The 19,128-nt window shown below is 59.6% G+C and carries 12 protein-coding genes; 5 read left to right on the forward strand and 7 right to left on the reverse strand.

The genetic code is table 11. From position 1 onward, the window contains the following. Positions 1 to 160: 160 nt before the first annotated feature. The 4 genes from T18_RS11595 to T18_RS11610 all read left to right on the forward strand — a co-directional run bounded on the left by T18_RS11595 (position 161) and on the right by T18_RS11610 (position 4,917). Positions 161 to 1,384 carry a lytic murein transglycosylase gene (locus T18_RS11595; RefSeq protein ID WP_003511460.1) on the forward strand — a complete coding sequence of 408 codons (1,224 nt, stop codon included), beginning with the start codon at positions 161 to 163 and terminating at the stop codon, positions 1,382 to 1,384. A gap of 64 nt (positions 1,385 to 1,448) precedes the next feature. Continuing rightward, a complete protein-coding gene (locus tag T18_RS11600; RefSeq protein WP_038495819.1) occupies positions 1,449 to 2,684 on the forward strand; it encodes an SGNH family hydrolase in 1,236 nt (411 codons plus the stop codon). Between the two features lie 206 nt (positions 2,685 to 2,890). After that, positions 2,891 to 3,565 (forward strand): response regulator transcription factor, encoded by a 675-nt coding sequence (locus tag T18_RS11605; protein ID WP_038494274.1) that lies wholly within the window; start codon positions 2,891 to 2,893, stop codon positions 3,563 to 3,565. After that, positions 3,562 to 4,917, forward strand: coding sequence for a sensor histidine kinase (locus tag T18_RS11610; RefSeq protein ID WP_013761864.1), 1,356 nt, complete (start codon positions 3,562 to 3,564; stop codon positions 4,915 to 4,917). Before T18_RS11605 ends, T18_RS11610 begins: the two co-directional genes overlap by 4 nt. 181 nt (positions 4,918 to 5,098) lie before the next feature. Here the strand turns inward: T18_RS11610 and T18_RS11615 are convergent, their stop codons facing one another. Genes T18_RS11615 through gltB form a run of 3 tightly spaced genes read right to left on the reverse strand, consistent with a single transcriptional unit; the run spans position 5,099 to position 11,481 of the window. After that, the gene (locus T18_RS11615; RefSeq protein ID WP_003511464.1) at positions 5,099 to 6,553 is read right to left on the reverse strand and encodes a glutamate synthase subunit beta; all 1,455 of its coding nucleotides are present in this window, start codon (positions 6,551 to 6,553) and stop codon (positions 5,099 to 5,101) included. 15 nt (positions 6,554 to 6,568) lie between these two features. Then, positions 6,569 to 6,727 (reverse strand): hypothetical protein, encoded by a 159-nt coding sequence (locus tag T18_RS26975; RefSeq protein ID WP_155846257.1) that lies wholly within the window; start codon positions 6,725 to 6,727, stop codon positions 6,569 to 6,571. Positions 6,728 to 6,735: 8 nt separating this feature from the next. After that, on the reverse strand, positions 6,736 to 11,481 hold the full coding sequence (gene gltB / locus T18_RS11620) for a glutamate synthase large subunit (protein WP_038494278.1): 4,746 nt from the start codon (positions 11,479 to 11,481) through the stop codon (positions 6,736 to 6,738). 371 nt (positions 11,482 to 11,852) lie between these two features. Between gltB and T18_RS11625 the strand changes: the two genes are divergently transcribed. Further along, the gene (locus T18_RS11625) at positions 11,853 to 12,905 is read left to right on the forward strand and encodes a low specificity L-threonine aldolase (RefSeq protein ID WP_038494281.1); all 1,053 of its coding nucleotides are present in this window, start codon (positions 11,853 to 11,855) and stop codon (positions 12,903 to 12,905) included. A 36-nt stretch (positions 12,906 to 12,941) separates the two neighbouring features. Here the strand turns inward: T18_RS11625 and T18_RS11630 are convergent, their stop codons facing one another. The 4 genes from T18_RS11630 to kdpB are packed head-to-tail and all read right to left on the reverse strand — an operon-like array spanning position 12,942 to position 19,069. After that, positions 12,942 to 13,631 carry a response regulator transcription factor gene (locus T18_RS11630; RefSeq protein ID WP_003511468.1) on the reverse strand — a complete coding sequence of 230 codons (690 nt, stop codon included), beginning with the start codon at positions 13,629 to 13,631 and terminating at the stop codon, positions 12,942 to 12,944. A gap of 18 nt (positions 13,632 to 13,649) precedes the next feature. Then, entirely contained in the window at positions 13,650 to 16,352 is a 2,703-nt protein-coding gene (locus T18_RS11635) for a sensor histidine kinase (protein ID WP_035251518.1), read from the reverse strand. A gap of 54 nt (positions 16,353 to 16,406) precedes the next feature. Next, positions 16,407 to 16,973: a potassium-transporting ATPase subunit KdpC gene (kdpC, locus tag T18_RS11640; protein WP_038495822.1), complete on the reverse strand. Its 567-nt coding sequence runs from the start codon at positions 16,971 to 16,973 to the stop codon at positions 16,407 to 16,409. Between the two features lie 11 nt (positions 16,974 to 16,984). Further along, a complete protein-coding gene (gene kdpB, locus T18_RS11645) occupies positions 16,985 to 19,069 on the reverse strand; it encodes a potassium-transporting ATPase subunit KdpB (protein ID WP_035199695.1) in 2,085 nt (694 codons plus the stop codon). Positions 19,070 to 19,128 lie beyond the last annotated feature (59 nt).

The following is a 19,128-nucleotide window of genomic DNA, read 5'->3' on the forward strand; positions in this document are numbered from 1 at the left end:
CCCGCACAGTGTTGTTATTTCAAAAATAACAACGTTTTGTAAAGGGTGACGCTACCATCTATTAATGGTAAAGAATTTGTTGACATTCTTTTGTTATGCATGACGACGCCCGATGCGTTTTCGCAATCGAAATGATATTCGAGAGAACGAAAGACTGACGATGACAAAGATGATCCTTTCAAATGTCCGCAAATTCGGCTGCATGATGGTTGCAGGTCTGGCGATCTCGCTGGCCCCCGTCTCGGCCCGGGCCGATGCTGGGTTCAAGCAGTGGATCAACCAGTTCTACGCAACAGCCGCGAAAGAAGGCATTAGCAAGGCGACCTACCAGAAAGCCTTTGCTGGTGTCAGCGAGCCGGATCCGGATGCGCTGCGCAAGGCGACCTTCCAGCCGGAATTCACCACCCAGATCTGGGATTATCTCGATTCCCGCGTCAACCCCTATACGGTGCGCATCGGCCGCGAGATGAAGATGAAGCACGCGACGACGCTCAACTGGATCGAGCGTAACTTCAACGTCGACAAACATATTATTCTCGCCATCTGGTCGATGGAATCGAATTACGGCGCGGTTCTCGAAAAACCGGAGCGCCTGCACAATATTCCGCAGGCACTGGCCACGCTCGCCTATTCCGACCCCAAACGCGCGAAGTTCGCGCGCACGCAATTGATCGCCGCACTCAAAATCCTGCAGGCAGGCGATGTCACGCCCAAGCAGCTGACGGGTTCCTGGGCGGGTGCGATGGGCCATACCCAGTTCATTCCGACCAGCTACCTGCTCTATGCTGTCGATGCGGACGGCAACGGTAAGCGCGACATCTGGCACTCGGTTCCGGACGCGCTGGCGACGGCCGCTAATCTACTCGCCAAGAACGGCTGGGAACCCGGCCGGACCTGGGGTTACGAAACAGCCGTGCCGCGTGGCGGCGCCCGTTATGAGGGGCAGACGAAGTCCATTGCGGAATGGACCAAGCTTGGCTTTGCCCGCCCGAACGGCAAGAATTTCACCCGCGGCTCCGATCGCGCCATGCTGAAACTGCAGGGTGGGGCAAATGGTCCAGGTTTCCTGATGATGAAAAACTTCTTCACCATCAAGAAATACAACGCATCCGACAGCTACGCGCTGGCCGTTGGCCTGCTTGCTGACGAGATCGCCGGTTATGGCGGCATGCAGCAGAAATGGCCGCGCCCGGACGGCACGCTGGATATTCGTGAAAAATTCGAACTCCAGACCCGCATGAAAGAACTTGGCTATTACGATGGCGAAGTCGATGGCAATTTCGGCTCCGGCTCGAAGGCGGCGATCAGCGCCATCCAGTCGCGCATGGGTCTGGAAACCGACGGTCAGCCGTCGCAGCGATTGCTGAGAGCACTGCGGAATTGATAATATGCCGGTGAATTCGGCGGCGGTCTTCAACGCCGCCGAAGCATCCGGAAGGATCGATGTCATGAGTAGGAAACCTGCGGCGAAAAGCACAAGGACGGGCTGGCGCATCTGCGCCATCATTCTTTGTGCTGTCTTGTGCACGCCGCTTGTCCCTTCGCAAACCTTCGCCCAGGAACAGCGACGCACCCTGTTCGAAATGCTGTTTGGCCGGCCCGTGGGCCGGGAGGACACGCCCGGCCGCGAATACCAGCCCCGCAGTCGCCGGGATTTCCCGGCTGCCCCGCGTGAAAAATCAGTCACCCGCCCGCAACCCGCAAGAAAAGCGCCTTCGGTGGTTCAGATGCGAACCATAAAACCGGAGCCTACCGCCAAGCTTGAAAATGCCAGGCGTGTTCTGGTCGTCGGTGATTTTCTGGCCGGTGGGATGGGGGAAGAATTGGTCAATGCCTTCGCCAGCTCTCCGGGAATCTCGGTCGATGTGCGCGCGAATGGTTCTTCGGGCCTCGTACGCACGGATTATTACGACTGGTTCGCCAATCTGCCGCAGTTCATAACCGAAACAAATCCCGCCACCATCGTCATCATGATGGGATCGAACGATCGCCAGCAGATGCAGATCGGCGATACCAGGGAAAAATTTGGCACCGATGTCTGGTTCAAGGAATATGAGCGGCGGATCGATGAACTTCTGACCCTTGCCGGCCGGCCGAAGGTACCGCTGCTGTGGGTTGGCCTGCCGGCCTTCCAGTCAACCTCACTCTCGGCCGATCTCGTCGGCTTCAACCGGCTTTATCGCAGCCATATCGAAAAATACGGCGGCGAATTCGTCGATGTCTGGGACGGCTTTGTCGACGAGGCCGGTAAATTTGTCATCACCGGCTACGACATGAACGGCCAGCAGGCCCGTCTGCGTGAGGCAGATGGCGTCGGCATGACGCAGGCCGGCAAACGCAAGCTTGCTTTTTACGTCGAGAAATTCGTGCGCAGGCACCTCGACAGCGCCGGACCGGACCTCGTGAAACTGGACGGCAGCAATTTGCCTGCACTCACCTCCCTGCCCGCGCTTGGCATCGACGCGGGACAGGTGCGCACCCAGCCGATCAGCCTGACCGATCCGAACCTCGATGGCGGTGACAAGCTGCTTGGCGATGTCCCTTCGACGGCCGTATCGACACGTGTCTCGGTGGTGGAATCGCCACGCGAACGGCTGACCAAGCGGGGCGAGATGGCCGATGCACCGGCGGGTCGTATCGATGACTACCGGATTGTCCCGGATACTGCTCAGGCCCGACAGTAGCCACTTCTCCGCCGTCGCTACGGCTCGAACCGGCGTAATGTTGAGGCAACCCGGCAATGGCAGGATAAATTCAGCTTTGCAGCAAATGCGGGGTCGGCCAATTGCCCTCCCCTGCCCGCGTCTTACTGCACGGTGATATTTATCCGATGCCCCCGCGCCCCTTCCTCTCCGGGAAGGCGTACGCCAGACACTGCCGAGAACAATTCATGCGCCTGCTGCTTGTTGAAGACGAACGCGAAATGGCAGCAGCCCTTTCCGCCGCCCTGCACCGGTTCGATATCATCGTGGACAATGTCGGCACGCTCGATCTTGCCCGGCATGCGATCATGGACGGTGTTCACGATCTTGTCGTACTCGACCGGCAATTGCCCGATGGCGATGGCATCCAGCTTGTAGAAGATCTGCGTCTGCTGCCCGTCACACCGCCCGTCATCGTGCTGACAGCGCAAGGCACGCTTGCGGATCGGGTAAACGGCCTGAACCTTGGTGCGGACGATTATCTGGCCAAGCCCTTCGCTGTCGAGGAACTCCTTGCTCGCATCCGCGCCCTGATGCGCCGGCCGGCCGGCAGCGTGACGATGACGGCGAAACTGGGCAAGCTGGAATTTTGCTTCGAAACCCGCGAAGTCCGCATCAAGGGAGAGTTTATTCCCCTGACCAGACGCGAATTGCTGATCCTTGAAGCCCTGTTGCGTCGGCAGGGCAGAACGGTGCTGCGATCGGTACTGGAAGAGGCGGTTTATAATTTCGACGATGAAATCCAGTCGAATGCGCTTGATTCCCATATCTCCCGTCTGCGCCGCAAATTGCAGGCAGCGGATGCGGGTCTGGAGGTTCACGGTATTCGCGGCGTCGGTTATCTGCTGAGGGCGGCCTCATGAAATCGGCCGGAAGGAAATCGCTCAAGCGACGCCTGACCATTCAATTGCTGCTTTTCCAGATCGGCAGCCTTTTCATCGTCACTGCCGCCTTCGTCGCTTACCTGTCCAGCGGCGCCTCTGGCAGCGCCCTTCTCAGCCCGGCAGCGGCCCAGATTACAGCCAATGCCATCATGCGTGACAAGGATGGCCGGCTGATGCTTGACGAAACAAATGAATTTGTCGAGCTGCGCGACAGCATGCCCGGTTTCTGGTTCGTTGCAGTCAGCGAGAAAGGTGAGATCGTGCAGGGTGGGCCGGTGCCTGAGGCCTTTAGCAACATGGATCAACAGCTTAGCGACGTCAAAGTGTCGGACGTACGCGATGCGGCATTGTCCTACTCCTATCTTGCTGTCTTGAGAATCGCCGTCGTGCGTCGTGCATCGGGACCGGCGGGCGAATTCGTTATGGTCGGCAAGGGCGGAGCCTTCAGTATGGCATTCCCCGTCCTACTGTTCTCCAACATACTGATCATGCCGATCCTCCTTATCATGTCCATTGTGACAATCGTGACCATTCCATGGATCATCCGTCGGGAATTTTTCGCACTTTCCGCTATTGCGCGAACGGCGGAAAGCATCGACATCGACAAGCGCGGATATCGATTGCCGGATGGCGATATTCCATGGGAGGTGCAGCCGCTCGTGCATGCCGTCAACGGCGCGCTGAAACGGCTGGACGATGGTTACGAGCGGCACAAGCGCTTCATTCTCGACGCCGCCCATGAATTGCGGACCCCTGTCGCCATTCTCCAGACCCGTGTCGAAACGTTGCTGGACGGACCGGACCGGAGCCGGATATTAGCCGATGCCAGCCGCATCGCCGTGCTTGCCGAACAGTTGCTCGATCTGCAACGACTTGGCGGGCAAAAGGCGCCGCTTATTCCACTAGATCTTGTTGGCCTCTGCCGGTCTGTCGTCGCTGATATGGCGCCGCTTGCAATCTCTCAAGGCTACGAACTTTCGTTCGAGCCGGACGAAGAGCCGATCCTCGCCCTTGCCGATGACGCCTCGCTGCAACGCGCCCTGATGAACGTCGTGCAAAACGCCATCGAACATGGCGGTAATCGCGGAACGATCACCATAAAAGTGGGGGCCAACCGCGTGATCGACATATCCGACCAAGGCAACGGAATTCCCGAAGAGGACCGGGAAGCCGTGTTTGACGCATTTCACCGGTTGATACCGAAGGATCGCGGTACCGGGCTCGGTCTCAACCTCGTGCAGGAAATCGTCCGCTACCATGGAGGCGAGATCACCATCAGTGATTCCCCATCCGGCGGCGCCTCCTTCCGCATCAGCCTTCCTTATTGCTGAAACGAATCCTGTCTTCGGACACCACGTAATGTCATTGCAATTCTCAGGCGCGATATGTTGCCGTCCCCCTGAATGCGACACCTCCATCGCGTTTCAGTTCTCCAGTCAAACGAAAGGCCTGTTGTGAAACACAACAGGCCTTTCCGTTTTCGTTACGACGGCTTGCGCCGCGTCAACTCGCTCAGCGCGGAAGGACGGTTGCGCCCATCAGCTCTTCGTCGATAGCGCGTGCCGCCTGACGGCCTTCGCGGATTGCCCAGACCACCAGCGACTGGCCACGGCGAACGTCGCCTGCCGCCCACAGCTTGTCGACCGAGGTCTTGTAGTCCGTTTCGTTGGCGATCACGTTGGTGGAACCGCGACGATCGGTGTTGAGCGACAGCTTGCCATCCATTTCCTTCAGCACGCTATCGGTGAAAGGACCGGAAAAACCGATGGCGATGAAGGCAAGATCAGCCTTGATGATGAATTCCGTACCGGCAATGGGCTTGCGCCGGTCGTCCACCTGACAGCACTTCACACCCGTCAAAACGCCGTCTTCACCGACGAATTCAAGCGTGGCCACCTGGAACTCGCGAACGGCGCCTTCTGCCTGCGAAGAAGAGGTGCGCATTTTCGTTGCCCAGAAGGGCCATACGGCGAGCTTGTCTTCCTTTTCCGGCGGCATCGGGCGGATATCGAGCTGAGTGACTTTAACCGCACCCTGACGGAAGGCCGTGCCGACGCAGTCAGACGCCGTATCGCCACCGCCGACGACGACGACATGCTTGCCGCCGGCGAGGATCGGATCGGCCGGCCAGCCGATGCTGTCGATGTTTTCGCGGCCAACGCGGCGGTTCTGCTGCACGAGATAGGGCATGGCGTCATAAACGCCATTGAAATCGGCGCCACCGATGCCGGCCGGGCGCGGGGTTTCCGAACCGCCGCAATAAAGAACCGCATCGTGATCAGCCAGAAGCGCTTCGACCGTTACATCCACGCCGACGTTGACGCCGCAATGGAAGGTAACACCTTCACCCTTGATCTGCTCGACACGGCGGTCGATGAAGTTCTTCTCCATCTTGAAATCCGGAATACCGTAACGCAGCAAACCGCCGGGCTTCGATTCACGCTCGTAAACGTGGACCTCATGACCGGCGCGGCCAAGCTGCTGCGCTGCCGCCATGCCGGAAGGACCGGAACCGATGATGGCGACCTTCTTGCCGGTGTGGATCGTCGCCGGCTTCGGCACGATAAAGCCCAGCTCGTAGGCCTTGTCGGCAATCGCCTGCTCGACGGTCTTGATGGCGACCGGCGCATCCTCGAGGTTCAGCGTGCAGGCTTCCTCGCAGGGTGCCGGACAGACGCGGCCGGTGAATTCCGGGAAGTTGTTGGTGGAATGGAGGTTGCGGATCGCCTCTTCCCAATTGTTGTTATAAACCAGATCGTTCCAGTCGGGGATCTGGTTGTGCACGGGACAGCCCGTCGGGCCGTGACAGTAGGGAATGCCGCAATCCATGCAGCGCGCCGCCTGCTTCTGCACCTCGGCATCCGACATCGGAATGGTGAATTCGCGGAAATGGCGGATACGGTCCGATGCGGGCTGATACTTGCCCACCTGCCGGTCGATCTCAAGAAAACCTGTAACCTTGCCCACGTTTATGTCCTCACATCAAAGCGGAGCGCCTGTCGGGCCCCAGTACCAGTAAGCGAAACCGAAAGCCGCCCCCAATACGATGAATTCAAATCCGGTCTCGCCGCTTGTCCAATAGATCACCATTGGAACGGCGACCGCGATCATCAGCGAGACCAGTTGGTGTAGTATCCTCACGCGGCGGATTATTCCGCCGCGACGCCCATGCGCATGCGCTCCATTTCCTCAAGCGCACGACGGTATTCGACCGGCATGACCTTGCGGAATTTCGGACGGAACTCGCTCCAGCGGTCGAGTATATCCTTGGCGCGTGCAGAGTTGGTGTAGTGGAAGTGATTGGAAATCAGCTGGTAGAGCCGCTCCTCGTCGTGCCGCGTCATGTCCTCGGAGACGTCAACGCGTCCCTTGTGCATGAGGTCGCCACCGTGATGGTGCAGCTTCTCGAGCATGTCGTCCTCTTCCGGAACCGGCTCCAGCTCGACCATGGCCATGTTGCAGCGGGTGGCGAAATCGCCCTTCTCGTCGAGAACGTAAGCCACGCCACCGGACATGCCGGCCGCGAAGTTGCGGCCCGTCTCGCCGAGCACCACGACAATACCGCCCGTCATATATTCGCAACCGTGGTCGCCGACACCTTCGACAACCGCGACCGCGCCGGAGTTGCGCACTGCAAAGCGCTCACCCGCAACACCGCGGAAATAGCACTCGCCGGTGATGGCGCCGTAAAGAACGGTGTTGCCGACAATGATCGAGTTTTCCGCGACGATACGGGTGTTTTCCGGCGGGCGCACGATAATGCGGCCACCCGAAAGACCCTTGCCGACATAGTCATTGCCGTCACCCACCAGATCGAAGGTGATGCCGCGAGCGAGAAACGCGCCGAAGGACTGACCGGCCGTGCCGCGCAGCGTCACGTGGATCGTATCGTCCTTCAGACCCTTATGGCCCCAGCGCTTGGCAAGCGCGCCTGACAGCATGGCACCGGCGGAACGGTCGACGTTCTTGATCGGCACTTCGAAAACGACAGGCTCGCGGTTTTCCAGCGACGGTAGCGACTTCTCGATCAGCTTGCGATCGAGAATATCGTCGATCGGGTGCTTCTGACGCTCGGTCCAGAAGGTTGCCTCCTTGGGAGCCTCTACCTTGTGGAAGATGCGGCTGAAATCCAGACCCTTGGCCTTCCAGTGCGCCAGCATCTCATCCTTTTCGAGGAGTTCGGAAGCGCCGATGATCTCGTCCAGCTTGGTAACGCCAAGCGAGGCGAGGATTTCGCGCACTTCTTCAGCCACGAAGAAGAAGTAGTTGATGACGTGTTCCGGCGTGCCCTTGAAGCGCTTGCGCAGAACCGGGTCCTGCGTTGCGACGCCGACGGGGCAGGTGTTCAGATGGCACTTGCGCATCATGATGCAGCCCGCAGCAATCAGCGGCGCGGTGGCAAAGCCGAATTCATCCGCACCAAGCAGCGCGCCGATGATGACGTCGCGGCCGGTCTTCAGACCACCATCCACCTGCAGCGCGATGCGCGAACGAAGGCCGTTCAGCACCAGCGTCTGCTGGGTTTCAGCAAGGCCGATTTCCCAGGGCGAACCGGCATGCTTCAGCGACGTCAGCGGCGAAGCACCGGTGCCGCCATCGAAACCGGCGATGGTGATATGGTCGGCGCGCGCCTTGGCGACACCCGCCGCAACTGTGCCAACGCCCACTTCCGACACCAGCTTCACAGAAACATCTGCTTCCGGGTTGACGTTCTTCAGGTCGTAGATCAGCTGCGCCAGATCTTCGATGGAGTAGATATCGTGGTGTGGCGGCGGCGAAATGAGGCCGACTCCCGGCGTGGAGTGACGGGTCTTTGCAACCGTGGCATCCACCTTGTGGCCGGGCAGCTGGCCGCCTTCGCCGGGCTTGGCACCCTGCGCGACCTTGATCTGCAACATGTCGGCATTGACGAGATATTCCGTCGTCACACCAAAGCGGCCGGATGCGATCTGCTTGATGGCGGAACGCTCGGGGTTCGGCTTGCCGTTCAGAAGCGGCATGTAACGGTCGGATTCTTCGCCGCCTTCGCCGGTGTTGGACTTGCCGCCGATGCGGTTCATCGCAATCGCAAGCGTGGTATGCGCCTCGCGGCTGATCGAGCCGAAGGACATGGCGCCCGTCGAGAACCGCTTGACGATATCGACCGCCGGTTCGACGTCGTCGATGGAAACCGGCTTGCGGCCGAGCGCTTCCGCCGATTTGACCTTGAACAGGCCGCGAATGGTGTTCATGCGCAGCGCCGTCTCATTCACCATGGCGGCAAATTCACGGTAGCGCTCCTGGCTGTTGCCGCGCACGGCGTGTTGCAGCGAGGCGACGGCATCCGGCGTCCAGGCGTGGCTTTCGCCGCGCATGCGATAGGCATATTCGCCGCCGATATCGAGCGTGTTGGCAAGGATCGGATCCTTGCCGAAAGCCGCCGTGTGGCGCGTTACGGTTTCTTCGGCGATCTCGGTCAGACCCACGCCCTCGATGGAGGTGGCGGTGCCGAAGAAATACTTCTCGACGAATTCCGACGACAGGCCGATGGCGTCGAAAATCTGCGCGCCGCAATAGGACTGGTAGGTGGAAATGCCCATCTTGGACATGACCTTGAGGATGCCCTTACCCACTGCCTTAATGTAGCGATAGACGACTTCGTCGTCCGACACTTCCTTCGGGAAGGCGCCGTGCTTGTGCATGTCGAGCAGCGTGTCGAAGGCGAGGTAGGGGTTGATCGCCTCCGCGCCATAGCCAGCGAGCAGACAGAAATGATGGATTTCGCGCGGTTCGCCGGTTTCAACGACGAGGCCGACCGAAGTGCGCAGACCCTTGCGGATCAGGTGGTGATGCACGGCAGCCGTCGCCAGCAGCGCGGGGATCGCAATCCGGTCCGGGCCAAGCTGGCGGTCGGACAGAACGATGATGTTGTAACCACCGCGAACAGCGGATTCAGCCCGCTCGCACAGGCGGTCGAGCATATCAGGCATGCCTTCGGCGCCGCGCTCCACATCATAGGTAAAGTCGAGCGTCTTGGTATCGAAACGGTCTTCGGTGTGGCCGATGGAGCGGATCTTTTCCAGATCGCCATTGGTGAGGATCGGCTGGCGCACTTCCAGACGCTTGGCACGGGCCGCACCCTCGTGATCGAGAAGGTTCGGGCGTGGGCCAATGAACGAAACGAGGCTCATCACCAGTTCTTCGCGGATCGGATCGATCGGCGGGTTGGTGACCTGCGCGAAGTTCTGCTTGAAATAGGTGTAAAGCAGCTTGGACTTGTCCGACATCGCCGAAATCGGCGTATCGGTACCCATCGAGCCGATGGCTTCCTGGCCCGTTGTTGCCATCGGCGACATCAGGAGCTTGGTATCTTCGCTGGTGTAACCGAAGGCCTGCTGGCGATCGAGCAACGACACGTCACGCCGCAGCGCCCGCGGCTCCACCGGCTTCAGATCCTCAAGAATGAGCTGGGTACGGTCTAGCCAGGTGCGATAGGGGTGCTTGGCAGCAAGCTCGTGCTTCACATCCTCGTCGGAAATGATCGAGCCCTTTTCCATGTCGATCAGCAGCATCTTGCCGGGCTGCAAACGCCACTTCTTGATGATGCGTTCTTCCGGAACCGGCAGCGTGCCGGCTTCGGATGCCATGATGACGCGGTCGTCGTCGGTGACGAGATAGCGCGCCGGACGCAGACCGTTACGGTCGAGGGTTGCGCCGATCTGCTTGCCATCGGTGAAGGCAACGGCGGCCGGGCCGTCCCACGGCTCCATAAGCGCGGCATGATATTCGTAGAAAGCCTTGCGTTCAGCCGACATGGACAGGTTGCCCGACCAGGCTTCCGGGATCAGCATCATCACGGCGTGGGCCATGGAGTAACCGCCGCGCACGAGGAATTCGAGCGCGTTGTCGAAGCAGGCGGTGTCCGACTGGCCTTCATAGGAAATCGGCCAGAGCTTGGAGATATCGTCACCGAACAGCGCCGACGAAACAGACGCCTGACGCGCCGCCATCCAGTTGACGTTGCCGCGCAGCGTGTTGATCTCGCCGTTATGGGCGACCATGCGATAGGGATGCGCGAGCTTCCAGGACGGGAAGGTGTTGGTGGAGAAACGCTGGTGCACTAGCGCAACCGCGGATTCGAAACGCGGGTCCGCCAGATCCTTGTAATAGGCCCCAACCTGATAGGCGAGGAACATGCCCTTGTAGACGATGGTGGAGGAGGACAGCGAGACGGGATAGAAATCCTGCGTTTCCTTACCGCCGCCCTCGTCGTAGATGCGGTTGGAGAGAACCTTGCGGATCAGGAACAGCTTGCGCTCGAAGTCATGATTGGTCGCGGCATCGCGGCCGGCGCCGATGAAAACCTGAACATGGTGCGGTTCGGTGCCAGCGATATCGGGTGCCTTGGAAAGGGAAGAATTATCGACTGGCACGTCGCGGAAGCCGAGGAACTGCTGTCCCTCCTCGCCGATCACGTCGACAATGACCTTCTTGTAGTGATCGATACGGGACGGATCGCGCGGCATGAAGATGTGGCCAACGGCATATTCGCCAGCTTTCGGCAGCGTCACACCCTGGCTCGCCATTTCCTCGCGGAAAAAGCGGTCGGGGATCTGCACGAGAATGCCCGCACCATCGCCCATCAGCGGATCAGCGCCGACAGCACCGCGATGCGTCAGGTTTTCAAGAATGAACAGGCCGTCCTTGACGATCTGGTGGGATTTCTGACCCTTCATATGGGCAACAAAGCCGACGCCGCAGGCATCGTGCTCATTGCGCGGATCGTAAAGACCCTGCTTTTCCGGCAGGCCGCCCGCGAAACGCCCCTTCGCAGAAACGGGTGCGGCCGCAGCCGCGGTGGGACAGTCTGTGGTCAGGGTTGCGGCGACGTTGTCTGCCTGCAGCTTGTTTGTCATTTTCGTCCCTCCTGCAAAATTACTTGCATGGTTTCATGCGAAGATCCGGCTCGACACGAATTTCGCTTTCCGAAAAATCCGCATTCAATCCGGCTCGACCAAATTTAGGACAGCAAAGCTGTCTCAATTCGGGAGAATTTTGGCAGAAACCCGCGGGTTTAGCAAGGGTGCGAATCCAATTAGTCGCAGTGCCGATTTGCAGCGAAGTTTCGATACTGACCCATTGCGCGAAACTTTCTTGTCACAAAACGCTTCGGGCCGTTGCTTTCATTGCCGGATTTGCCAACCGCGAGGTTAGGTCCTAGAACTTTGCGGGTCATCGTCAACGCATTCCCAACACCAGCACAACAGCCATCGGAAAGCTTTCAGAGATGTTTTTTGCCTCAGACAACTGGGCCGGCGCCCACCCTGCCATCAACGAGCGCCTTTCGCGGGAATCCACCCGATTTGCGGCTGCCTATGGCACCAGCGCCCTCGACCTTTCCATAGAAAAGCGCTTCAATGAAATATTCGAACGCGAAGTGGCGGTGTTTTTCGTCGCCACAGGTACGGCGGCCAATTCTCTTTCGCTGGCAAGCATTGCCCGCCCCGGCGGCCTGACCTTCTGTCATTCCGAAGCCCATGTGATCGAGGATGAATGTGGAGCGCCGGATTTCTTCTCCGGCATGCGCATGGTTGCCGTCGAGGGACCGAACGGCAAAATGCTGCCGGAAAATCTGATCGAGCGCATTTCGCGCTATCCGCAGGACGCCGTTCATCACGGACGCGCCGCAGCGGTTACGATGACACAGGCAACCGAGGCCGGTACTGTCTATACGCTCGATGAAATCGACGCGATTGCCAAAATCGCCAAGGAGAACGGCCTGCCGCTGCATATGGACGGCGCACGCTTTGCCAATGCGCTTGCCGCACTCGGCACCACGCCCGCCGAAATGACCTGGAAACGCGGCGTTGATGTGCTCTCTTTCGGTGGCACGAAAAACGGCTGCTGGTGCGCGGAAGCGATCGTGTTTTTCGACCCCGCGCTCGCCAAAGACTTCGCCTTCCTGCGCAAGCGCACCGCCCAGCTTTTTTCGAAGTCGCGCTTCATCGCCGCACAATTCGAAGCCTATCTGCAGGACGATCTCTGGTTGGGTCTCGCAAGCCACGCCAATGCCATGGCCAATCGGCTGCGCGCCGGCTTCGCCTCGCTTAACAGTGCCCGTCTGGCATGGCCGACCACTGCAAACGAGGTTTTCGCCATTCTGCCGAAGGCTGCCGCTGAAGCGGCAACGGAGAAAGGCGCGAAGTTCTACGACTGGCTGGTGCCCCGCGATATGCCGGAAAAGGTCGGAAAGGACGAGGTGCTGATCCGCATGGTCACCAGCTTCGCAACGACCGAGACTGATGTCGACGACTTCCTGTCGATCTGCGCCGCCGTCTGACAAAACATTCGGGGGCGCCGTGTCGTAACGGCGCCCTCAAACCTCCTGCAGCCGGTAGCCGACACCGGTTTCCGTGAGGATATAGCGCGGCTGATCCGGAATTTTTTCGATCTTCTGGCGAAGCTGGCGTACATAAACGCGCAAATATTGCACGTCGGTCAACTCGTCCCACACATGCTCCAGCAGGAAACGGTGCGTCAGCACCTTGCCCGCATGCTGGACCAGAACCCGCAGAATATCATATTCCTTGGGCGAGAGTTTCACCTCCCGGTCCTCCACCTTGACGATGCGTCTGACGAGATCGACCGAAAGATCACCGGTATGAAACACCGGTCTCTCACCCTGGCTCTGAAGGCGATGGCGCAGGGCGACACGAATGCGGGCAACAAGCTCGTTCATGCCGAAAGGCTTGGTGATGTAATCGTCGGCACCCAGCTCCAGCGCCTTGACGATACCCGCCTCATCAGTGCGGCTGGAAAGAATGATGACGGGTAGGGAAAGCCCCTCGCCCCGCCATTTCTCCAGAAGCTCGTGTCCCGACATATCCGGAAGACCGAGATCAAGGACCACGAGATCGGGCTTGTCCTCGTTCATCAACTCCATCGCGACGCGGGCATTCATCGCCTCGCTGACCGCATAGTCCTGCGTCGAGAGACCGACCCGCAAAAGTTTGCGGATCGGCGGTTCATCGTCGACGATCAGAATGCGAACGGCGGAATTGGTCATTGCCGATCTCCTTCAGCCCTAGTCATGATTCAGCACCGGCACTTCGGCGGGAACGGGCAGGCTTATGGTAAATTGCGCGCCCGTGCGACCTGATCTGTTTTCAGCGCGAATAGATCCACCCATGGCCTCGATAAACCCCTTGCAGATGGATAGCCCGAGGCCGGTCCCGGCCTGCACATGGTCCGCCTTGCGCACACGGTAGAAACTGTCGAACACCCGCTCGGTATCATCAGGGGGAATACCCGGCCCCTCGTCGGCAACGGACAGGAAGACATGCCTGCCCTGCCGCCACCCGCGAATCTGGATTACGGTTTGTTCGGGCGCATATTTGGCGGCATTGTCGATCAGATTGAACAGAACCTGCTCAAAAAGCACCGGATCGACCTTCAGCATCGGCAGATCGGAGGGAATGTCCAGAACGATCTCGTGCCTGACAATTATTTTCGCCGCGCGTGAAAGCGCTGTTCCGACCATATCGCCAACAAAGTGCAGTCCGTAATTCGGCTCCATCGCGCCCGAACCGATCCTCGTCATATCGAGCAGGTTGGAAATGAAGCGGTTCAGCCGTTCGGATTCCTCGACGATGGTTAGAAGCAGTTCGGTGCGCGCCTCGAGCGGAATGTCGTCGGCGAAATCCTTCAGCGTTCCGGCGGAACCCAGAATGGCGGCGAGCGGCGTTTTCAGGTCGTGGGAGATGGAGGTCAAAAGCGCGGTGCGCAGCCGGTCGGTTTCCGCCGCAAGCCTTGCCCGATCGACATCCGAAACCAGCTGGATGCGCTCGATGGCAAGTGCCGCCTGATCCGCCAGCGCATCGAAAAGCCGCTGCTGCTCAGGTGTGAAAAGCGGGCCAAGCCGGTCGTCGTCCAGCCCCACCACCCCGACGGCGCCGCTGCCGGTGCGCAGCGGCAGATAAAGGCGTTTGGCACCCGGGAGCGTATCGGCGCCCCGGCCTGCAGCCTTGTTGTGTTCCCAGGCCCAGTGTGCGGCCGCAATGTCCGCATCCACGAGCGTGTCATCGGGCGGATAGCCCGCCTTGACGGTGATCGAATTGTTTTCGGGCAGAAGCAGGACGACCCTGACTTTCAGCATCGACGCCATCTGGAACGCGGTTGCCCACAATACGTCATCCAGCGTGCCGGTAACCGCGAGTTTTTTGGAAAAAAGGTACAAATCTTCCGTGGTTCGCGCACGCATCCGTGCAGCTGCGGCCTGCCGCTGCACCGCCGCAGTCAGATTTGAGGCGACAAGCGCCACACCGAGATAGAACAGCAGCGCCACGACGCTTTCGGGATCGCGGACAGTCAGGGTATAACGCGGTTCAAGAAAGAAAAAATTGAACGCAAAGGCACCAAGCAGGGAAGCATAAAGGCCAGGCCCCAGCCCTCCGCGCACGGCTGCCGCAAAAACCGCCATCAGGAACACCAGCGCCAGATTTTGAACATCAAGGGCTTGGTCAAGCACGATGCCGGCCACGATTGCCAGTCCGACAAACAGGGTGCTGTTGAGATAGGGCAGTATCGAAAACCGCGATTGAGCCGTTGCCGGTTTCACGGTCTGGACCGGCTTCTCCACGTTTTTGTCGCCGGAAATGACATGCACGCTGATATCGCCGGCATGGTCTATCAAATCATGCGTCAGCGAACGCTGCAGAATTCTCTGCCACCACGACCTTCGGGGACGGCCGATGATGATGTGGGTGAAGTTATTGGCGTTGGCATAGGATATGATTTCGTGCGTCAGGTCGAGCGCCGGCAGGGTTACTGTCTCGCCGCCCAACTGCTGCGCGAGCCGCATGGTGCCGGCCAGCCGATCCTTCTCCGCCTCCGACAATTGCTGAGAGCGAGGCGTGTCCAGATGCAGTGCCGTCCACGGCGCGCGCAGGCGATCGGCCTGCCTTCGGGCATAACGCACCAGACCGGGGCCGTTGCCGCCGTGGTCCAGACAGACCAGAACACGGTCTCCCGCAGCCCACGGCCCGGAGATGGCGTGCGACTGCATGTGGTTGAGCAATTGCTCGTCCACCCGCTGCGCTGTGCGCCGTAGCGCAAGCTCGCGCAGGGCCGTCAGATTGCCGCGCGAAAAATAGTTCTCGATGGCGCGCCGCGCGGTGCGGGGCATATAGACCTTGCCGTCCTGCAGGCGCTTGATCAGATCGTCGGGGGTGATATCGATGATCTCAACATCGTCAGCCCGGTCAATGATGCTGTCCGGCACCGTTTCGCGCACGCGGATACGGGTGATCTGCGCCACCACATCGTTCAGGCTTTCCACATGCTGAATGTTCAATGTCGTATAGACATCGATGCCCTGCGCGAGAATTTCCTGAACATCCATATAGCGCTTGGGATGCCGGCTGCCGGCCGCATTGGTGTGGGCCAGCTCATCGACCAGAACCAGCGCCGGTCGACGGGCAAGAATGGCGTCGAGATCCATCTCGTTCAGCGCCTGGCCGCGATAATCAATGTTCCGGCGCGCAATGATCTCGAAACCCTGCACAAGTGTTTCGGTTTCCTTGCGGCCATGCGTTTCCACGACACCGATAATGGTATCGACACCATCTGCGAGTTTTGCCCGGCCGGACATCAGCATTTCATAGGTCTTGCCGACACCGGGAGCTGCGCCCAGAAAAATCTTCAGCCGCCCTCGCGCCTCGCGCCGGGCGTTTTCAAGCAGCGCATCCGGCGATGGTCTGCTCGGCATATCACGATTATCGTCAGGCATTTAACCCACCAGTGGACAAGCTATGGCTTCCAAAGAAGCCATAGCCATTTCAGTTCATGAGCCGGCTGCGTCAAGAGCCATGTTGAGAGCCAGCACATTTACAACGGGCTCGCCCATGAAGCCCAATTCAGGCGCCTCCACATGGGCGTCGACGACGGCGCGCAGTGACGCTTCGTTCATGCCCCTTGCCTTGGCGACACGCGAGACCTGAAAATAGGCGGCCTCAGGCGACACATGCGGGTCAAGACCGCTGCCCGATGCCGTCACCAGATCAACGGGAACCTCGGCTGCCGGATTTTCGGCTTTAGCAGCCTCGTAGTCCTGCTTCACCCGGTCGATAAGCTTTGCGCTCGTCGGTCCCAGGTTGGAGCCGGAAGACGACGCGGCATTGTAGCCGTCGCCGGCAGCTGACGGCCTGCCGTGGAAATATTTCTCGCCGGTGAAGGCCTGCCCTATCAATTGCGACCCGACAACAGTCCCATTCTTCTCGATCAGACTGCCATTTGCCTGGAAGGGAAAGATAGCCTGTGCGAGGCCCGTCATTCCAAGAGGATAGGCAAGGCCGGTGATTGCGGTGGTGGCAAGGATCAGCACCAGTGCGGGACGTAGCTGTTTCAACATTTCCATACTCCTCAGGCGAGACCAAGCGCCGTAATGGCGAGGTCAATGGCCTTGATGCCGATGAAGGGCACGATGATGCCGCCCAGACCATAGATGACGAGATTGCGCGACAGCAGCGCCCCGGCCCCGATCGGGCGGTATTTGACGCCCTTCAGCGAGAGCGGGATGAGCGCGATGATGATGAGCGCGTTGAAGATGATGGCAGACAAGATCGCACTTTGCGGTGTCGAAAGACCCATGACATTCAGCACGCCAAGCTGCGGATAGAAGGCCAGGAACATTGCCGGGATGATGGCGAAATATTTGGCGATGTCGTTGGCGATGGAGAATGTGGTGAGCGCGCCGCGCGTCATCAGCAATTGCTTGCCGATTTCGACGATTTCGATGAGCTTGGTCGGATCGCTGTCGAGATCGACCATGTTGCCAGCCTCGCGCGCTGCGACCGTGCCGGTGTTCATGGCGACACCCACATCGGCCTGCGCCAGTGCGGGCGCATCGTTCGTGCCGTCACCGCACATGGCGACTAGCTTGCCCTTGGCCTGTTCCTCGCGGATAAGCTCCAGCTTGTTTTCCGGGGTCGCCTGGGCGAGGAAATCGTCCACCCCTGCTTCCGCCGCGATGGCAGCGGCCGTCATGGGATTGTCGCCGGTGATCATCACCGTGCGGATGCCCATGCGGCGAAGTTCGGCGAAACGCTCGCGAATGCCGCCCTTGACGATATCCTTCAGCTGCACGACGCCGAGCAGCTTTCCGTCGCGCACGACGGCAAGCGGTGTGCCGCCTGTCTTGGCTATCTCTTCCGCGATCGTGCGGATGTCGCGCGTTACATCCGTTTCGGTTTTAACGGCAAGCGCCGTATTGCCTTGCTGCGTAACACCGCCATCGACATAGGAAAGAACGGCATCGACAGCCCCCTTGCGAATGGAAGAGCCTTCGAAATCCACACCGCTCATGCGGGTCTGGGCGGTGAAGGGCACGAAAGTGGCGTGCAGTTTCTGCATGTCGCGGGCACGGATGCCGTATTTTTCCTTGGCGAGAACGACGATGGAACGGCCTTCCGGCGTTTCGTCAGCAAGCGATGCAAGCTGCGCCGCATCGGCCAGTTCCTGTTCGGAAACACCGGTGACGGGGCGGAATTCGGTTGCCTGGCGGTTGCCGAGCGTTATCGTGCCGGTCTTGTCGAGCAGCAGCGTGTCGACGTCGCCGGCGGCTTCCACCGCGCGGCCGGACATGGCAAGCACGTTGAAACGCACCAGCCTGTCCATGCCGGCAATGCCGATCGCCGACAAGAGAGCGCCGATGGTCGTCGGGATGAGCGTCACGAACAGCGCCACCAGCACGATGATCGGGATGGAGCCACCGGCATAGGCCGCAAAGCTCGGAATGGTCGCGGTGGCCAGAACGAAGATCAGCGTCATGCCCGCAAGCAGAATGTTGAGCGCGATTTCGTTCGGCGTCTTCTGGCGCTCGGCGCCTTCAACGAGCGAAATCATCCGGTCGAGGAAGGTGGAGCCGGCAGCAGCGGTGATGCGAACCCTTATCCAGTCCGACAGCACCTGCGTACCACCGGTGACAGCCGAGCGGTCGCCGCCGGATTCGCGGATAACAGGGGCGGATTCGCCCGTTATTGCCGCTTCATTGACTGAGGCAACACCTTCGATGACTTCACCGTCGGACGGAATGATGTCGCCAGCCTCGACGAGAACGACATCGTTCACCTTGAGGCCAGCGCCGGCTACCATCGTGTATTGGCTACGATCATCACCGGTCAGAAGTTTCGCCTGGGTTTCCGTGCGGGTTTTCCGCAGCGAATCCGCCTGCGCCTTGCCGCGCCCTTCGGCTACGGCCTCGGCAAAATTGGCGAAGAGAACGGTGAACCAAAGCCACAGATTGATCTGGAAGGAAAAGCCGAGATTTGCATTGCCGATGATGAGATCGCGAACGAACAGCACGGTAGTCAGCACCGATACCGTTGCCACGACGAACATGACCGGATTGCGCGCAAGCGTGCGCGGATTGAGCTTTTTGAATGCGTCGGCAATTGCCGGAACGAGAATGCGAGAATCAAGGATGCTCGCTTGTTTGGACTGGCTCATGAAGAGACTCCAGCGTTTGAAAACAGGGCGACCGATGAGGGTCGATCAGCCCGTGAGAA

The organism is Rhizobium sp. TBD182, from assembly GCF_001950375.1.
Taxonomy (GTDB): domain Bacteria; phylum Pseudomonadota; class Alphaproteobacteria; order Rhizobiales; family Rhizobiaceae; genus Agrobacterium; species Agrobacterium tumefaciens.

Bases quoted from the DNA above. Each gene is read 5' to 3' on its own strand.
- T18_RS11595 (WP_003511460.1), top strand. From the start codon at position 161: ATGACAAAGATGATCCTTTCAAATGTCCGCAAATTCGGCTGCATGATG.
- T18_RS11600 (WP_038495819.1), top strand. From the start codon at position 1,449: ATGAGTAGGAAACCTGCGGCGAAAAGCACAAGGACGGGCTGGCGCATC.
- T18_RS11605 (WP_038494274.1), top strand. From the start codon at position 2,891: ATGCGCCTGCTGCTTGTTGAAGACGAACGCGAAATGGCAGCAGCCCTT.
- T18_RS11610 (WP_013761864.1), top strand. From the start codon at position 3,562: ATGAAATCGGCCGGAAGGAAATCGCTCAAGCGACGCCTGACCATTCAA.
- gltB (WP_038494278.1), bottom strand. From the start codon at position 11,481: ATGACAAACAAGCTGCAGGCAGACAACGTCGCCGCAACCCTGACCACA.
- T18_RS11625 (WP_038494281.1), top strand. From the start codon at position 11,853: ATGTTTTTTGCCTCAGACAACTGGGCCGGCGCCCACCCTGCCATCAAC.
- T18_RS11630 (WP_003511468.1), bottom strand. From the start codon at position 13,631: ATGACCAATTCCGCCGTTCGCATTCTGATCGTCGACGATGAACCGCCG.
- T18_RS11635 (WP_035251518.1), bottom strand. From the start codon at position 16,352: ATGCCTGACGATAATCGTGATATGCCGAGCAGACCATCGCCGGATGCG.
- kdpC (WP_038495822.1), bottom strand. From the start codon at position 16,973: ATGTTGAAACAGCTACGTCCCGCACTGGTGCTGATCCTTGCCACCACC.
- kdpB (WP_035199695.1), bottom strand. From the start codon at position 19,069: ATGAGCCAGTCCAAACAAGCGAGCATCCTTGATTCTCGCATTCTCGTT.